The following is a 17,768-nucleotide window of genomic DNA, read 5'->3' on the forward strand; positions in this document are numbered from 1 at the left end:
CAACATGGCAATCAAAAATAAAGTTCAGCTCATAACATATCCGGATTCATTAGGCGGTAACTTGAAAAGTTTGAACCACGTTCTAAATCAATACTTTTCTGATGCGTTTACTGGAGGTGTGCATATCCTTCCACCTTTTCCGTCATCGGGAGATCGCGGCTTTGCACCGCTAACGTATCTTGAAATTGAGCCTGAATTTGGTTCGTGGGAGGATATAAGGAAAATTGGAGAGCGATTTGATGTTTTAGTAGATTTGATGGTTAATCATATCTCGCAGCAATCGCCATTTTTTCAGCATTTCCTGGAACATGGCAGGGATTCAGAATATGCAGACCTATTTATTACGCTGGATAAAATATGGCCAGATGGAGAACCGATTCAGCGTGATATAGACAAGATGTTTTTAAGACGTCCCTTGCCCTATTCCACATTTATAACGAAAAAGGATAATAAAGAAGAAAAGGTATGGACAACCTTTGGCAAAACAGACCCCTCAGAGCAAATTGATTTAGACATTAAATCGGCTCAAACAAAAGCGTTACTACGCGCATTTTTCGAAAATTTCAAGCGCAATAACATTAAAATTGTAAGGCTTGATGCAGTTGGCTATGTGATTAAAAAGCTAGGAACGAGCTGTTTCTTTGTCGAGCCGGACATTTATAATTTTTTAGATGAAATAAAAGAACTGGCGGATTCACTCGATATTGAGCTTTTACCAGAGGTTCATGCGCATTACAGCATTCAATACAGGTTAGCTGAAAAAGGCTACTGGATATACGACTTTATTTTGCCATATCGCGTATTGGATACATTAGTGAATCGCAACAGTAAAGAACTTCGCCATTATCTTAAAACAAGGCCTCACAATCAATTTACAATGCTGGATTGCCACGATGGAATTCCTGTGAAGCCAGATATGGACGATCTCATTCACACAGGAGAAGCCCGAGAGCTTGTTAAGGTGTGTGTGGAGCGAGGCGCAAATTTAAGTCTAATTATGTCTGAGGAGCATAAAGCAGCTGATGGGTTCGATGTCCACCAAATTCGCTGCACCTATTATAGTGTGCTGGAAGAGAACGATGATGCGTATATCGCTGCTCGTGCTATTCAACTCTTTACTCCTGGTATTCCTCAGGTTTATTACGTCGGGTTGTTAGCTGGTGAAAATGATATGGAACGGGTCAAAGCAACAGGTGAAGGAAGAGAAATCAATCGCCATAATTACACCATAGAGGAAATTGAATCTGCGCTCCAAACGTCTGTTGTGAAACGTCAATTAGAGCTTATCCGTTTCCGTAATACCTATGAGGCGTTCGATGGTGAATTTGAAGTAGCTGATACGGATGATCATGAGCTGCATATGTGTTGGAAAACTTCAAATCGTTATTGTCAGCTGTCTGTCGATTTAACAACATATAAAACAGTGATTACGTATCAAAATGAGGATGGAAAACTTGTCGATTATATCGTATAGTCGATTATATCGTATAACTATAAATAAGGGAGTTTGACAATGGCGTACCTAACCGTTAACTTTTTTTCGGATAGCTTAAGAAGAGAAGTGACTTTTAACGCGTTGCTGCCAATAGACGGGTCCAATAAATTGGACTTTGCATCTCAGCAACCATTAAAATCTTTATACCTTCTTAATGGTTTTACTGGCAGTCATAACGATTGGATAAGCTACACTCGCATAAGAAAGCTATCAGATCAACACAATATTGCGGTATTTATGCCCGCTGGAGAAAATCATTTTTATGTTGATCATGAAGCTCGAGAAGAGTATTACGGTCAATTTGTTGGCGAGGAGCTAGTCGAATTTACAAGACAATGCTTTCCTATATCGACGAGCAGAGAGCATACATTTATAGGCGGCTTGTCTATGGGTGGATATGGCGCTATTCGAAACGGATTAAAGTATAATACGCGATTCGCTGGAATTATTGCGTTGTCAGCGGCATTAATCCCATACAAAATTGCGAACGCTTCACCGGATTTTACGCATAATTCGATGAGACAGCCCTATTTTCAAAGCGTATTTGGAGATTTAACGAAGCTGCTAGGGAGCGATAAGGATCCTGAGGCGTTAATTAAGCAATTAGCAGCAGCAGGCAAACAGCTGCCGCACATGTATCTGTCTTGCGGAACAGAGGATTTTTTATATGATGTTAATTTACGCTATCATCAGTTTTTATTAAGTGAAGCGATTGAGCATACTTATAAAGAGAAGCCAGGCGACCATACGTGGGAGTTTTGGGATGAAGGTATTGAAGACGCACTAAATTGGATATCCGCATTACCCTCTACTAAGGAATAAGCCTTCTATGGTTCCTATCCCTGTTGCCAGTAAACGTCACATAAACGTTTACTGGCAACAGGGTTTTACTTTATACGTGGGACGTGAGCAGCAAGTATGATTAGAACGAATAGCATCGTCTTTAAGTTTTCTCTGCAAGTAACTCTTATTCTTGTCATTTTAATTACGGTACTTGTAATGAGCAATGTGTACTCTTTGGAGGTTGTGAGAAACAACTCTTTAGCTAATTCTCAAGGTACGCTCGCTATTCATAAGTCAAATGTACAACATGCATTTAATAGCTATGAACGAGATTTGATTGATGTATTTGAAAATAATATCGATTTGGCTTCATCATTAATTGATCTTGATACCAACACGAGCTACCTCAGACAAATTCAATTGCGCAATGCATTGCAGATTAAAATGTCCAGAAATGAATCAAGCGACGGCATGTTCATTAAAATTGATGGAAGCGATATCGTTCTTGAGCAATATAATAGTCGAATCTATTCAGAGAACAAATTAATATTAAGTGATTCGATCAGATCGGCTTCATTCATGACGGAGGATTACGATAGTAATGAGTGGACAAGCCTTAATATCAAGGGAGAGTATTATTTAGTTAAAATCATTTCATTTTCAGGAATTAGATTCGGTACAATTGTAAAAGCAGATACATTGTTAGCGTTAATCCATAAAAGTGATACAGATTCAAATCAATATGCGATTAGCAATGAGCAGGGTGTTGTGATTGCTGCTAGCGAACAGCAAAAAAGTGACGTAGGTATCCCGCTCGATGAGCTCGTATCCATGCAAAGCAATCAGTATCTTATTGTTTCGGAGGCCATTGATCAAGTAGGTAAGCTCACTAACATGGTGGAAAAGAAAAATGTCTTTTGGAAATTAAAATCAATTCAATGGATGATTATTTCTTTGGCAGTAGTTTCATGCGTTGTTATACCAGTTGTGCTTCGTAATCTGGCAAGAGATATTGTAAAGCCTGTACTTGAGCTGGTAAAAGCTTCTAAAGAAATAGAAAAGGGACAGCTCGAATTTCGTGACCCCACTAGAAACTATTCCATTGAATTTATGAAGCTGTTCCAATCATTTCAATCCATGATTCGTGAAATAAAGGAATTAAAAATTTCCTCGTATGAAGAGCAGCTGGAGCGCAACAGGCTAGAGCTGAAATATTTGCAGATGCAAATTCGCCCTCATTTTTATCTCAATGCGATCTCTACAATAACGAGTTTAACCTATCAGCATAAAAACAAAGAGATCAGAAAGATGATAAGTCATTTGTCTGACCATTTGCGCTATATGTTTAATGGGGTATTGACAGAAATCCAAATTGGAGAAGAAATTAAGCACGTCGAAAACTATATTGCGATGCAGGATATCCGTTTTCCTAATCAAGTTTTCTTCATGACAGAGATTAATGAGATGGCACGCAAGGAATATATTCCGCAATATATGATTCAAACCTTTGTAGAAAATATATTTAAACATGCGATTGTATATGGGGAAATGATGTCGATATTTATCCGTGTTGATATGGAAACGCATGAGGATGCAGCTTCATTTGTGAAAATCACGATTGAAGACAATGGCTGCGGTTTTCCTCAAGAGGTTTTACTGGGGCAGTCAGAGCCGCAGAATCAGGAAATGCAACATAAAGTTGGGATTGCGAATATAAGAAAAACATTGCAATTATTGTACAAGCGTGATGATTTATTGCAACTATCGAATATTGAAAATTCTGGAGCAAAAGTCGAGTTGTGGATACCATGTACAGAAGAGCGAATAAGAAGGGGAGAGAGTCATGCGTTGTTTAATAATCGATGACGATATTCCAACAATTGAGGCATTAGTAGAAATTATAGACTGGCATCGCTATGGAATAGCAAAAGTTGTGACTGCATACAACATGCAGCATGCGATAAAGCTTTATGAGGAAGCTGTTCCTGACTTAATTATTTGTGATATTGAAATGCCTCGTGGTTCAGGCATCGATATGATTAAATGGGTAAGAGATGAGCGGGGCTATGAAGGTGGCTTTATCTTCTTTACCTGCCATCAAAGCTTTGAATTCGCTGCTACAGCAATTTCATATCATGCTGATAATTATCTTGTAAAACCTCTGGATAAAAATAAGCTTGAAGAAGCATTAGAAAAGTCAATCGACAAGCTTAAGCAGAAGAGAGAAATGGGCGAATACAGCAAGCTAGGTCAATCATGGCTGAAAAATAAGGATGTCATTGAAAATAGCTTTTGGAAGGACGTACTATCATCATCAATTCCATCCAGAGCTGATATCATCCAAGGAGAAATTGTTAAACGTGAACTAACGATTAATGCCGAGCGAGCCTATACATTGCTACTTATTAGTATCCCTAGCTCGGGTATTGAAATGAATTGGCAACCAAGCTTGCTCCTGACTGCGCTTTCTAATATTTGTTCTGAAATTATGTTTGATCGAGTTAATCATCACAGAGTGATCTCCTACCAAGTTGATCATGTCTTCTATACCGCTATTGTCGTAGAAGAAGGTCAGGTTGAACATCTGAAACAAAAAAGCGAGCTGATTATTATGCATTGCAAGCAATATTTCAAATGCACGGCCACCTGCTATATTGGTGAACCGTTATCTATAGCCAAGCTAGCGCAAACAAAACAAGCTCTTGAAGGCATGGATGCCTCCAACATCATTTTTAGGGGCATTGTTCAATATCAGAATGATCCATTTAATTATGCCGAGTCAGACAGCTATATGCTTGACATTGACCAATTTTCGTTATTGTTTATTCAACGTGAGAAGCTTCAAATTATAAATAAATTAAGAAAAGAGCTAGAAACGCTATCTGAGCAAAATCGACTGGATTCATTTACGCTTCATTCCATTAAAGAGGATTTTTTGCAGGTTGTATATTCATACTTAACTAGAAATCATATACAAGCTCATCGTTTGTTTGTAAGTGAAACTGCCCAGCAGCTAAGTCATCATGCGGAGCGCAGCATATTTGATTTTATTAAGTGGGCCCATATGCTCACAGAGCAAACGATTATCTCCGTCAACGCTGCTCAGCAGTCAGAGGGCGTTGTAGACAAAGCGAAGCGTTTTATTCAAGAAAATTATATGAAAGACCTTACGAGGGAGGATGTTGCTGCGAGTGTATTTTTAACCTCTGATTACTTCTCCAAAGTATTTAAAAATGAAACGGGTCTTACGATTAGAGAATATCTCAATGAATGGCGCATCAATCAAGCGAAGCAACTGCTCGTAGAGAGCTCGAAAAGTATTAGTGTAATCGCGATGGAAACGGGCTTTGACAGTATGTCTTATTTCTCAACAGTATTTAAGAAACTGACAGGTGAAACTCCTAACAGTTATAGAGCAAGGCATAAATAAGCCTTTATATTACAACGTAATAGTGAAGTTATATATGCCTGTTTTTTTAAAAAACAGGCCGTTTTTATTAAAGTCATCCTGAATCCGTTTACAGTATACTGAAAGCGAACTTACAGAACAGGAGGAGTAATGATGAAAACAAAAAAGGGGTTAACTTTAGGCATCTTGGTAATGGTAGTGTTCAGTTTGATCTTATCGGCGTGTGGAAGCAACAATAATTCTTCCTCGTCCAATAAAGTTGGCGAAAAGGCAGTAGATGAGATAGTTTTTGCTATGCCGACCTTCAATGCCATTCCAGAAGACCTAAGTAAAGTAACAGAAGCGATTAATGCCATTACGGTCGATAAAATTGGCGTAAAGGTTGATTTTAAGCTTTATGGACCTGCTGACTATGCACAAAAAGTAAATCTAGCGCTTCAAAGTGGGGATAAGATGGATGTATTCACCACACTAGGTCAGTTTACAAACTATGTATCTAAAAATCAGCTGTATCCGATTGAGGATTTACTAGCTGAACATGGAAAAGAGCTAATTGAAATCGTTGAGAAGGACTTTGGACCTGACTTCCTAAAAGCTACAACGATTGGTGGACATACGTATGGTGTGCCTGTAAACAAAGGAATGTCACTGCCAATTAGCTTCGTCTATAACGCAGATATGTTGAAAGAAATTGGCAAGACTTCTGATGATATAACATCTATTGAGGATTTGCCAGCTATCTTTGAAGCAATTAAGCAGAAGTTCCCTGATGTCGTCCCATTTGGTCCAATTAACGTCAATCCAAGTGATACCGGCCTTATTAACTACATTAAAGGCACATCAAAAATTGACTTTTTGACAGACACTTCTGGTATTGGTGTTGTCGTAGATGGCGATGGACAAGTTGTAAATCTGTATGAAACGGATGCATTTATTGATGGTGTAAAGATGATGAATGCTTGGTTTAACAATGGTTATTTGCAAAAGGATGCAGCAACGACGACGATCACCTCAACTGAGCTCATGGCTTCTGATCGATTGTTCTCTTATATGGGAGGATACGGTGGTATGGAAGCAGCAAGCTCAATTAGTGCCCAAACAGGTAAAAATATTGAAATGAAGCGTATTGCTCCGTTTTACTTTGATACGAATGCTGTTAACTCTGTAAGCTGGTTGGTATCAAGTACAACGAAAGTGCCTGAAGCTGCGGTAAAATTCTTGAATCTGCTTTATACAGATCAACAACTCATTAACACGATTTTGTACGGTATTGAAGGCGAAGACTTTATTAAGGTTGATGAGCACCATGTGAAATTTCCAGATGGTAAAAATGCAAACACAGTTTCTTATACAGCTATGCTAAGCACAGGAATTGTAGGTTCAGAATCTATTCAATATCAATTTGAAGGTATTAATTGGTCTGATGTCGAGTTGAAGCTGAAAGAAAACAAAGAAACAGAGAGATCCCCTTACTTTGGATTTATCTTTGATCCAAGCCCAGTGAAAACTCAAATTAGTGCCGTAACAAACGTTGTGAATCAGTACCTTCCTGGACTTGTTACAGGTGCGCTAGATCCTGAGACAATCATCCCTAAATTTGTACAAGCATTGAAGGATGCAGGGGCAGAAGCTATTATTCAGAGCAAGCAAGATCAATTGAATGCATGGATTGCAGAACAACAATAATACACAATAAAAGTCGGAAGGAAAATGGAGTCGATGCTAGGCTCCATTTTCCGTAAGTGGAGGTAGGAGACAATGACGAAAGCTAGAGCGTTGAAAAAAACGCTTCCACTATTTATGCTAGCGATTCCGGGGCTGTTGTATTTTTTAATCAACAGTTACTTACCGATGTTTGGGGTATTTATCGCCTTCAAAGATGTGAACTACGCTAAAGGAATTTTTGGTAGTGATTGGATAGGCTTTGATAATTTCACCTTTTTGTTTCAGACAAAAGATGCATGGATCATGACACGAAACACTTTGTTTTATAATTTAGTATTTATTGCGTTGGGTACCGTTTTCTCAATCATGATTGCAATTTTTATGGCTGAGCTGCTGAAAAAAGTATATGCCAAGCTATTTATGTCAGGTTTGATATTACCAAACTTGATTTCAATGGTTGTGCTTTCCATGCTGGTATTCGCATTTTTAAATGCTGATAGTGGCTTCGTAAACAAATCTATTTTAGCGCCCTTAGGCTTACCTGAAATAAGCTGGTATACGGAATCTAAATATTGGCCTTATATCCTCGTTTTTATTCAGATTTGGAAGACAGCAGGATACGGATCTATCGTTTATTTTGCTTCGATAGCAGGGATCGATAAAAGCATCTATGAAGCTGCGAAAATTGATGGAGCTGGGAAGATCAGACAAATTCGTACGATCACCCTTCCGCTCTTAAAGCCAACTGTCATTATCCTGGTGCTTATGTCGCTTGGTCGAATATTCAATTCTGATTTTGGTTTGTTCTATCAAGTCCCTATGAACTCAGGAGCGCTGTACAGTACAACACAAACGATTGATACGTACGTATATCGTGCACTCATGCAGTTGAATGATATTGGAATGTCCGCTGCAGCTGGACTGTATCAGTCGATTGTAGGCTTTGCATTAGTTGTAATTGTAAATGCAATCGTTAGAAAGGTTAGTCCGGAGAACGCACTTTTCTAGGAGGAGAATGATATGATTCAAACAAGAGGAGAACGAGCATTTGTCATTTTCTCTGCAATAATGATGGTGCTGTTTACGTTATTAGCATTTTTACCATTTGTTCTTATTGTAGTTGCTTCTATTACGGAAGAATCGTCACTTATAAGAAACGGTTATAGTTTTATTCCAACTCAAATTAGTTTTGATTCTTATTTGTACTTGGAGGCATCCCTTCATACGTTTATTCGTGCATACGGGGTATCGTTTCTTGTTACGGTGCTTGGTACAGCTGTTGGCTTATTAATTACAAGCATGCTAGCTTACCCTATGTCTAGAAGAGACTTTAAATATCACAATGTACTCGCATTTGTCGTGTTTTTTACAATGCTGTTTAATGGCGGTGTAGTTCCTTCCTATATTATGTGGACACAATTTTTTAATGTAAAAGATACAATCTGGGCATTAATTGTACCGAATTTATTAGCTAACGGATTTAACGTGCTGTTAGTTCGCAATTATTTCAAAAACAATGTGCCGCTAGAAATTATTGAATCGGCACAGATTGACGGAGCGTCCGAGCTGCGCACATTTTTCAAAATCATGCTGCCGCTGTCAGTACCTGTTATGGTAACTGTAGGGTTATTTATGGGACTTGCGTATTGGAATGATTGGATTAATGCACTTTATTATATTTCTAAGCCGCAATATTACGGCATTCAAAATCTTCTCGTTCAATTAATGAATAATATCCAATACTTGAATTCCGGACAAGCGAATGTCGTGCTTGGTGCAGAAGCAGTCGATATGCCTAGCACATCAGTACGTATGGCGATGGCTGTATTAGGGATTGTTCCTGTTCTATTCGTACTGCCGTTAACACAGAAATATTTGACCCGAGGCGTTGTTATTGGAGCAGTTAAAGGATAAAAAATTGATAAGGAGCTGGGAATATGAAGGTACAAGAGGTTATTGACCGAATCTTGCTGGATTGCTGTGGTGGAAAAAAGCTAGAGGAGACTTGTGATGTTTTGGCTAGCGGACATATGGAGATGGAAGTAAAGGGAATTGTCACAACATTTATGGCGACGGCAGATGTTATAAAAGAAGCGATTGCATTAGGCGCTAATCTAATCATTACACATGAGCCGACTTACTTTACTGGGAAAGATCATACAGATTGGCTTACTGAGGATGCAGTATATGTAGAAAAGAAAAAGCTAATCGATGAACACCAGATTACGATTTGGAGATTCCACGATCATATGCATATGGCAGATACAGATCGTATCTATGATGGACTGATCAAGGAACTGGAATGGGATGCGTTCAAAGCAGACGCTAACTCGCCTTGGGTATACGAGCTAGAATCAACTACTGTTAAGGAGCTTGCGCAATACCTGAAAAATAAATTAGGAATGAAGACGATTCGAGTTGTCGGAAATCCTGAAATGAGCTGCTCAAGAGTTGGTATTTTAGTAGGTGGTGGAAGCTTAGGATTAGGTAGAGAGCAGATGCCAATGGAACTAATGAACGAAAAAAATCTCGATGTTATGTTATGTGGGGAAATTACAGAATGGACTCTTTGTGCCTATGTGAATGATGCTGCAATGCTAGGCTTGAAAAAAGCGATGATCGTGATTGGTCACGAGCGTTCTGAAGAATGGGGCATGAAGCATATGGCCGATTGGCTGTCTCCATTAGTTGAGGGCGTTCCAGTTTCATTTGTAGATGCTAAGGAGCCATTTCATTACGTATAATGAGGCAACAATGAAAAACAGCTTAAGCGAGTGTTTATACACGTATGCTTAAGCTGTTTTCATTTTACTACTGGCTATTAAGCTGTTGAGCATCGTCCTACACAACAAGATGCTGGCGAATCACCTGTTCATCAAGGGTGTCGATGCTTCCACTGGCTACCACCGTTCCCTTTTCTAAAATGTAGTAGTAATCGGCGACGCTTTTCACAAAGTCGATGCTTTGCTCAACTAGCAGGATTGCCGTATCGCCTTGTTGCTTTATACTGCGAATGACATCTTGAATGTCTTGAACAATAGAGGGCTGAATGCCTTCTGTTGGTTCATCGAGCAGCAGCAGCTTCGGCTTCGAAGCAAGCGCTCTGGCGAAAGCGAGCTGCTGCTGCTGACCGCCGCTAAGGTCTCCACCCTTGCGGTTGTACATGGAGGGCAGAACGGGGAATTTATCAATAGCGGAAGCGGGAACGCCAGCCTTGCGGTCACGGCTTGCTTCAAGCCCAAGCAGCAAATTTTCCTGTACGGTCAGCTGTCCGAAGATTTCTCTTCCTTGCGGCACGTAGCCAATGCCAAGCTTTGCACGTTCATAGGGGGCGAGCTTCGTAATATTTTGACCATTATAATGGATGGCGCCGTTTTTCGTTTTAATAGCGCCCATTATCGTTTTCGTCAGTGTCGTTTTACCGACACCGTTGCGTCCCATTAAACAAACCACCTGACCGGGCGGCACTTCAATAGATACTTGGCGAAGGATGGTGCTTTCACCGTATCCGGATTCGATCTGGTTAACTGACAGCACTTGCATCCCTCCCGTGTCCCAAGTACACCTCCGACACGACTGCATCTGATTGAACCTCTAGCATTGTTCCTTCCTTGAGCAGCTTGCCTTCGTGCATGACGGTAACCTTGGTTGCATAGCTTCTTACAAATTCCATGTCATGCTCAACGACGACAACGGTGCGTTGCTTGGTGATTTCCTGAAGCAGCTCGCCCGTTTTTTCTGTCTCCGTATCCGTCATGCCTGCAACAGGCTCATCGAGCAGCAGCAGTGTCGGCTCCTGCATCAGCATCATGCCGATTTCGAGCCATTGTTTTTCACCATGAGACAGACCGCCCGCCGCAACATGCGCACGATGCGTTAAGCCGATCATATCAAGCTGACGCATAATGCGCATATGATCAGTTTTTGATATCGTGGCGCGTAGTGTAGCCCATACACCACGATTTTGGCTCATCGACAGCTCAAGATTCTCATACACCGTTAGGCCAACAAAGATGGAAGGAGCCTGAAACTTGCGCCCAATGCCAAGCTCAGCAATTTCATATTCCTTTTTGCGGCTAATATCTACGTCTTCCATAAAGCGCAGGACACCTGCGGAAGGCTTAACCTTGCCGCATATAACATCCAGCATCGTTGTTTTGCCTGCTCCGTTCGGACCGATTAAAAAACGAAGCTCTCCAGGCATCAGCTTCAGGTCCATGCCATTCACTGCTTTGAAGCCATCAAAGGCTACTGTCACGTTCTCGCAAGACAGGATAGGTGCTGCTGTTGTCATCTTTACCAAGCCTCCTTTTTATTTTCAACGCCAGATCTTGCCCTAAGCCAACTAAACCCTTCGGTAAAAATACAACGACAATGACGAAGAGGGCGCCAAGGAAAAACAGCCAAGAATCGGGATACGTTTCGCTAAGTCCGCTTTTCGCTGCATTTACTGCAACAGCTCCGATAACCGCTCCGATCAGCGTGCCACGACCTCCCAGCGCTACCCAAAGCACAATTTCAATGGAAGGCACAATGCCCATCGTCGTAGGGGAGATAATGCCGACATGCAGCACGAACAGCATACCTGCCAGACCAGCGATGCCAGCTGACAAGCAAAACACGAACAGCTGATAGCGGGATGGGTTGTAGCCGATAAAGCGCGCACGGTTTTCTGCATCACGCACTGCGCGAAGCACGCGGCCTGAGCGGCTTCCAACAAGACGCTTGCACGCGATAAAGACTGCAATGAGTGCTGCTACTGTAACGAGATAAAGAGCGATTTTCGTAGAGGAGTCTCTAAGTGCAAAGCCGAAAATCGTCTGAAAGCCAGTAATGCCGTTCGTACCGCCTGTATATTGTTGTTGGCCGATGAAGAGCGTCGTCATAATAATGACGAGCGCTTGCGTTAATATCGTAAAATACACACCGCGTATTCGGTTGCGGAAGGTGAAGAAACCTAAAACAAAGGCTAATGCCATTGGGAGCAGGATACCTGCCGGAAAGGCGAACCACGCGTGTGCAAAGGGTTTCCAAAACCAGGGAACTTCACTTAATCCACTCCAGCTCATAAAGTCTGGAAGCTTGCCGCCTGTTGCCTCAAGCTTAAGAAACATGCCCATGCAGTAGGCGCCAAGCCCGAAAAATACACCGTGTCCGAGACTTAAGATGCCTGAATAACCCCATATCAGATCAAGTCCAATCGCGACTATTGCAAATGCAAGAAATTTGGCAAGCAAGCTGAGACGAAAGTCCGAGAGATAAAGTGGTGCGAGTAATAATAATAGAACAACAATCGAGTATACCGATGTGAGTATTATTTTTTTGTGGAAGGAAGCTTTTTCTGTTTGCGCAATCATGGTACTCCCCCTTAATCTAAAGCTCTCGTTCTCATCGTCACAAGACCTTTAGGCTTCCATTGCAGGAAGGCGATAATGACAATAAATACGAGCACTTTTCCAATGGACGCATTGGTCCAGTATTCAAAAAATGTGCCTGTAATGCCGATGCCGAAAGCGCCGACTACAGAGCCAATTAGCTTGCCAACTCCACCGAGCACGACTACCATGAATGCATCGACGATATAGTAGGTGCCAAGAGATGGACCAATAGAGCCGAGCAGTGTAATGGCGCACCCTGCAATGCCTGCAATACCAGAGCCGATGGCGAAGGTCATGGAATCAACGCGTCGCGTAGAGATGCCGAGGCAGGACGCCATTTCCCTGTTTTGCATGACGGCACGCATTCTGCGACCAGCTTCACTGCGGTAAATAAACCAGTACATGGCAATCAGCACGACAGCAACGAGCGCAATAATGAACAATCGCTTATACGGTAAATAGATGCCCTCCATCAGCTCGAAGCCGCCATTGAGCCACGCTGGTGATTGAACGGCAACGTTCGGTGCACCGAAAATAGAGCGTGCAAGCTGCTGAAGCACAAGGCCAACTCCCCACGTCGCAAGCAAGCTGTCGAGCGGCCTGCCATATAAAAAGCGAATGAGGCTGATTTCAAGTACAAAACCAAACACAAAAGCTACTGCAAATGAGATTACAATCGATAAGATAAAATAATAGCCAAAATAACTAGCCGGCAAATTTGCGGTAAAAAACAGCTGAGTCACATAGGTAGAGTAGGCGCCGATCATAATAAATTCACCATGCGCCATATTGATAACGTTCATTAAGCCAAAGGTAATTGCCAAACCAAGCGCGATCAGCAGCAGAATCGAGCTGACGCTGATGCCGTTGAAAAGCTGAAGGAGTATTACGTCCATATCAGCACTCCTTTCCAATTGCTCGAAGCTTGAGTCAGCCTGCTGAATACGCCAGCAGGCTGTATACAAATTGCTCATGCTGCCAAGCTAGGGCAGGGCAGTCTGTTACTCAAGTCGAGCTTCCAATGAGGTATTATTCTGCCAAGCCTGCTGCCCAATCATAGCCCTTCAAGTACGGATCTGGCTTAACAGGCTCCTCTGTGCTGTATAGCGTCTTAAACATGCCATCAGCCTGCACTTCACCGATTAATACTTTTTTGTAAATATGCTGCGTCTCGCCATCGATCGTTACCGTTCCTTCTGGTGCATCAAATGAGATGCCGGCTGCTGCTTCGCGGACCTTATCAACATCCGTTGTTCCTGCCTTTTCAACAGCGGCTGCCCATAAATATACAGCGATATAGCCAGCTTCAATCGGGTCTGCTGTTACACGATCCTCGCCATAGGCTGCCTTGTATGCAGCAACAAACTTCTCATTTTCAGGTGTTTCTGTTGTTTGATAATAGTTCCATGCAGCAAGATGTCCTTCAAGCACATCTGTGCCGATACCACGAATTTCTTCTTCTGCTACACTAACGGATAATGTTGTTAAATCATCAGCGCTAATGCCTGCATCCTTTAACTGCTTGAAGAAGGCAACGTTGCTGTCGCCATTGAGTGTATTGAAGACAACGTCAGGCTTAGCTTCTCTAATTTTGCTGATCACTGTGCTGTAGTCAGTATGACCAAGCGGTGTATATTCCTCGGCAACCATTTCGCCGCCAGATGCTTCGAGCTGAGCTTTAATAATTTTGTTGGCAGTACGAGGGAATACGTAGTCTGAGCCTAGAAGGAAAAATTTTGTACCGCGATTTTCAAGCAGCCATTCAACGGCAGGTACAATTTGCTGATTAGTCGTAGCGCCTGTGTAGAAAATGTTAGGGGATGATTCCAGGCCTTCATATTGAACCGGGTACCATAGCAAGCCATTTAACTCCTCAAATACAGGAAGCATCGCCTTGCGGCTTGCAGATGTCCAGCCGCCAAATACAGTTGCCACCTGATCCTGCTGCAGAAGCTTGCGTGCTTTTTCAGCGAAGGTCGGCCAATCAGATGCTCCGTCCTCGATTACCACTTCAATTTGCTTGCCAAGCACACCGCCAGCTGCGTTAATTTCTTCAATTGCCATCAGCTCCGCGTCTTTTACGGATACTTCACTAATCGCCATCGTGCCGCTTAAAGAATGAAGGATGCCCACCTTGATGGTGTCACCGTCTGTAGCAGGTGTTTCCGTGCCAGTGCCTTCATTGGTCGATGCAGGGGTAGGACTGCTGCCACCATTGCCGCCAGAATTGCCTCCGTTGCTGCAACCTGCTAATACAATAAGAAACGCCAACATCATTACTACAACACTTTTCCATCCATACTTCTTCATTTCTCCACTCCCTTTGTTAGTTGGATCGTACAAAATGTGAACATTTTCTATATATTTACTTGAAATGTTCGTGTTTCCAATTATATGAGCGCCAGTTACTTGTGTCAACTATATTAACATAATTTTTGCTGATAAAACCTATTTATTGGCTTTTTTGTACGTGAATACAAATTTCCTCTTTCTAAAACAAAGTGCATATGTTATATATATTAACATCAACAGAAAAATGACCACCAAAATATGGAGGTGATTCCAAAGGATGCATCTAACAGAACGAGAAAAAGAGAAGCTAATGATCAGTTATGCTGCCGATCTTGCTCGCAGAAGAATGGAGCGGGGAATCAAGCTGAATTATCCGGAAGCGATGTCTATTCTAATATCTGAGGTATTGGAAGGGGCGCGAGAAGGAAAGTCTGTTGCACAGCTGATGGAGTATGGCGGCACGATACTGACAAGGGCACAGTGCATGGAAGGGATACCAGAGATGATTGCCGAGGTTCAGGTCGAGGCTACCTTTCCAGATGGTACGAAGCTGGTGACGATCCATGAACCGATTCGTCAATAGCTAGAATAATGAAGAACCAATTTAACTGGAGTAGATCTAGTAACGAGAGTAGATAGGGGGAATACCAGCATGATCCCGGGAGAATATCGCGTGCGAGAAGGTACGATTAACATTAATCAGGGTCGCAGTGTAGTATCACTGCTTGTTGTAAATAAAGGAGATCGACCGATACAGGTTGGTTCTCATTATCATTTCTATGAAGTGAATCGCGCGCTAAGCTTTGACCGCAAGCTGGCATTCGGCAAGCGATTGAATATTGCAGCTGGTACGGCTGTACGTTTCGAGCCCGGTGAGGAAAAGCCAATTGAGCTTGTACAGCTTGGAGGCAAGCAGCAGATTTTTGGCTTGAACCGACTGACAGAAGGAGCTGCAGATGGTGATTGGGAAGCATCCGTCGAGTTGCAGCAGAGGCTGGCAGAATGGGAGGGGACGCAGTATGGCTAAGATGACGAGAGCCCAATATGCCTCCATATTTGGCCCAACCACAGGTGATGCGGTTCGCCTTGCAGATACTGAGCTGTGGGCGATGATTGAGCATGATTACACCGTTTACGGTGATGAGTGCAAATTTGGCGGAGGGAAGGTTATTCGTGATGGAATGGGTCAATCATCAAGTGTAACGCGGGCCCAAGGTGCGCTAGACGTACTGATCACGAATGCAATCGTCATTGATCACTGGGGGATTGTAAAAGGCGATATTGGCATCCGTGATGGCAGAATTGTTGCGATCGGCAAAGGGGGCAATCCTGATACGATGGACGGCGTCCATCCTGAGCTTGTTGTTGGAGCTTCAACGGAAATTATTGCTGGAGAAGGACGTATTGTTACGGCTGGGGGTATAGATACGCACATTCACTTTATATGTCCGCAGCAGATTGAAACGGCCCTCGCATCTGGCGTAACCACGATGATTGGTGGCGGTACTGGACCAGCAACCGGGACCAATGCGACAACCTGCACCCCTGGATCATGGCATATTCATCGGATGCTGGAATCAGTAGAAGCGTTCCCGATGAATATTGGCTTTTTAGGAAAGGGCAACTGTGCGTCAGAAGAGCCGTTAATTGAGCAGATTGAAGCGGGTGTAATCGGACTGAAGCTGCATGAGGATTGGGGAACGACACCTGCTACCATCGACACCTGCTTAACTGTTGCAGACAAGTACGATGTGCAGGTCGCCATTCATACGGATACATTGAATGAAGCGGGCTTTGTAGAGGATACGCTGGCAGCCATTAAAGGCAGAACGATTCATACGTATCATACGGAGGGAGCTGGCGGAGGTCATGCGCCCGATATTATAACAGCTGCGGGTTATCCGAATATTATTCCTTCGTCCACGAATCCGACGCGTCCATTTACGGTGAACACGATTGAGGAGCATCTCGATATGCTGATGGTGTGCCATCATCTCGACTCTTCCATTCCAGAGGATGTAGCCTTTGCTGATTCACGCATTCGACCAGAGACGATTGCGGCAGAGGATATTTTGCATGATATGGGCGTGTTCAGTATTATCAGCTCAGATTCTCAAGCGATGGGGAGAGTTGGTGAAGTCATCACTCGAACCTGGCAAACGGCAGACAAGATGAAGCGTCAGCGAGGAGCGGAGCATGACCACGATAATGATCGCATTAAACGCTATGTTGCCAAATACACGATTAATCCTGCGGTCGCACACGGTATCTCGCATCTTGTAGGCTCGCTGGAGCCGGGCAAATGGGCAGACTTGGTCCTCTGGCAGCCAGCATTTTTTGGCGTAAAGCCAGAAATGATTCTTAAGGGCGGCTTTATCGCTTATGCGCAAATGGGCGATCCGAATGCCTCGATTCCTACGCCGCAGCCAGTATTTGGACGCTCGATGTTTGGCTCGTACGGCAAGGCGGTTGCTAAAGGCTCTTATACGTTTTTATCTGCTGCTGCTTATGAGCAGGGCGTTCATCTTAAGCTCGACCTGCACAAGCAAATTGCACCGGTGCTTAATACGCGGTCTATCGGCAAAAAGGATATGATTCACAACGATGCGACTCCGAAGATCGAAGTGAATCCCGAGACGTATGAGGTCAAGGTAGATGGCGAGGCAATTACATGCGAGCCTGCCCAGGAGCTGCCTATGACACAGCGCTACTATTTGTTTTAGGGCTGTGAGACCTACAGGAAGCA

Annotated in this window: 16 protein-coding genes; 11 read left to right on the forward strand and 5 right to left on the reverse strand. The window is 42.9% G+C overall.

Annotated features, from left to right (window positions below):
- The first annotated feature begins 4 nt into the window (after nt 1-4).
- The 8 genes from gtfA (at nt 5) to ACFP56_RS17810 (ending at nt 10,096) form a co-directional block, all read left to right on the forward strand.
- Nucleotides 5-1,474: a sucrose phosphorylase gene (gene gtfA / locus ACFP56_RS17775; protein ID WP_379237053.1), complete on the forward strand. Its 1,470-nt coding sequence runs from the start codon at nt 5-7 to the stop codon at nt 1,472-1,474.
- Between the two features lie 39 nt (nt 1,475-1,513).
- Nucleotides 1,514-2,317, forward strand: coding sequence for an alpha/beta hydrolase (locus ACFP56_RS17780; RefSeq protein WP_379237055.1), 804 nt, complete (start codon nt 1,514-1,516; stop codon nt 2,315-2,317).
- A gap of 96 nt (nt 2,318-2,413) precedes the next feature.
- Nucleotides 2,414-4,144: a sensor histidine kinase gene (locus ACFP56_RS17785; protein ID WP_379237058.1), complete on the forward strand. Its 1,731-nt coding sequence runs from the start codon at nt 2,414-2,416 to the stop codon at nt 4,142-4,144.
- The gene (locus ACFP56_RS17790; protein WP_379237060.1) at nt 4,122-5,708 is read left to right on the forward strand and encodes a helix-turn-helix domain-containing protein; all 1,587 of its coding nucleotides are present in this window, start codon (nt 4,122-4,124) and stop codon (nt 5,706-5,708) included. The genes ACFP56_RS17785 and ACFP56_RS17790 overlap by 23 nt, the downstream gene beginning before the upstream one ends.
- Before the next feature lie 132 nt (nt 5,709-5,840).
- Nucleotides 5,841-7,373 carry an ABC transporter substrate-binding protein gene (locus ACFP56_RS17795; RefSeq protein ID WP_379237062.1) on the forward strand — a complete coding sequence of 511 codons (1,533 nt, stop codon included), beginning with the start codon at nt 5,841-5,843 and terminating at the stop codon, nt 7,371-7,373.
- Nucleotides 7,374-7,445: 72 nt separating this feature from the next.
- Nucleotides 7,446-8,360, forward strand: coding sequence for an ABC transporter permease (locus tag ACFP56_RS17800; protein WP_379237064.1), 915 nt, complete (start codon nt 7,446-7,448; stop codon nt 8,358-8,360).
- Nucleotides 8,361-8,372: 12 nt separating this feature from the next.
- Nucleotides 8,373-9,266, forward strand: a complete 894-nt coding sequence (locus ACFP56_RS17805) for a carbohydrate ABC transporter permease (protein WP_213514208.1) — start codon at nt 8,373-8,375, stop codon at nt 9,264-9,266.
- A 23-nt stretch (nt 9,267-9,289) separates the two neighbouring features.
- On the forward strand, nt 9,290-10,096 hold the full coding sequence (locus ACFP56_RS17810) for a Nif3-like dinuclear metal center hexameric protein (RefSeq protein ID WP_379237067.1): 807 nt from the start codon (nt 9,290-9,292) through the stop codon (nt 10,094-10,096).
- Nucleotides 10,097-10,193: 97 nt separating this feature from the next.
- Here the strand turns inward: ACFP56_RS17810 and urtE are convergent, their stop codons facing one another.
- The 5 genes from urtE to urtA form a co-directional block, all read right to left on the reverse strand.
- Nucleotides 10,194-10,889, reverse strand: coding sequence for an urea ABC transporter ATP-binding subunit UrtE (gene urtE, locus ACFP56_RS17815; RefSeq protein ID WP_379237069.1), 696 nt, complete (start codon nt 10,887-10,889; stop codon nt 10,194-10,196).
- A complete protein-coding gene (gene urtD / locus ACFP56_RS17820; protein ID WP_379237071.1) occupies nt 10,876-11,646 on the reverse strand; it encodes an urea ABC transporter ATP-binding protein UrtD in 771 nt (256 codons plus the stop codon). The genes urtE and urtD overlap by 14 nt, the downstream gene beginning before the upstream one ends.
- Complete coding sequence (urtC, locus tag ACFP56_RS17825) at nt 11,594-12,709, reverse strand: urea ABC transporter permease subunit UrtC (protein WP_379237073.1); 1,116 nt, start codon at nt 12,707-12,709, stop codon at nt 11,594-11,596. The genes urtD and urtC overlap by 53 nt, the downstream gene beginning before the upstream one ends.
- 11 nt (nt 12,710-12,720) lie before the next feature.
- Nucleotides 12,721-13,626, reverse strand: a complete 906-nt coding sequence (urtB, locus tag ACFP56_RS17830) for an urea ABC transporter permease subunit UrtB (RefSeq protein ID WP_379237075.1) — start codon at nt 13,624-13,626, stop codon at nt 12,721-12,723.
- A 133-nt stretch (nt 13,627-13,759) separates the two neighbouring features.
- Nucleotides 13,760-15,040, reverse strand: a complete 1,281-nt coding sequence (gene urtA, locus ACFP56_RS17835) for an urea ABC transporter substrate-binding protein (protein WP_379237077.1) — start codon at nt 15,038-15,040, stop codon at nt 13,760-13,762.
- 259 nt (nt 15,041-15,299) lie between these two features.
- Between urtA and ACFP56_RS17840 the strand changes: the two genes are divergently transcribed.
- From ACFP56_RS17840 to ureC, 3 genes are all read left to right on the forward strand, one after another.
- The gene (locus ACFP56_RS17840; protein ID WP_379237079.1) at nt 15,300-15,605 is read left to right on the forward strand and encodes an urease subunit gamma; all 306 of its coding nucleotides are present in this window, start codon (nt 15,300-15,302) and stop codon (nt 15,603-15,605) included.
- Nucleotides 15,606-15,674: 69 nt separating this feature from the next.
- A complete protein-coding gene (gene ureB / locus ACFP56_RS17845; protein WP_379237081.1) occupies nt 15,675-16,049 on the forward strand; it encodes an urease subunit beta in 375 nt (124 codons plus the stop codon).
- Complete coding sequence (gene ureC, locus ACFP56_RS17850) at nt 16,042-17,745, forward strand: urease subunit alpha (RefSeq protein ID WP_379237083.1); 1,704 nt, start codon at nt 16,042-16,044, stop codon at nt 17,743-17,745. Before ureB ends, ureC begins: the two co-directional genes overlap by 8 nt.
- Nucleotides 17,746-17,768 lie beyond the last annotated feature (23 nt).

It is taken from the genome of Paenibacillus septentrionalis (assembly GCF_042659865.1).
Taxonomy (GTDB): Bacteria; Bacillota; Bacilli; order Paenibacillales; family Paenibacillaceae; genus Pristimantibacillus; species Pristimantibacillus septentrionalis.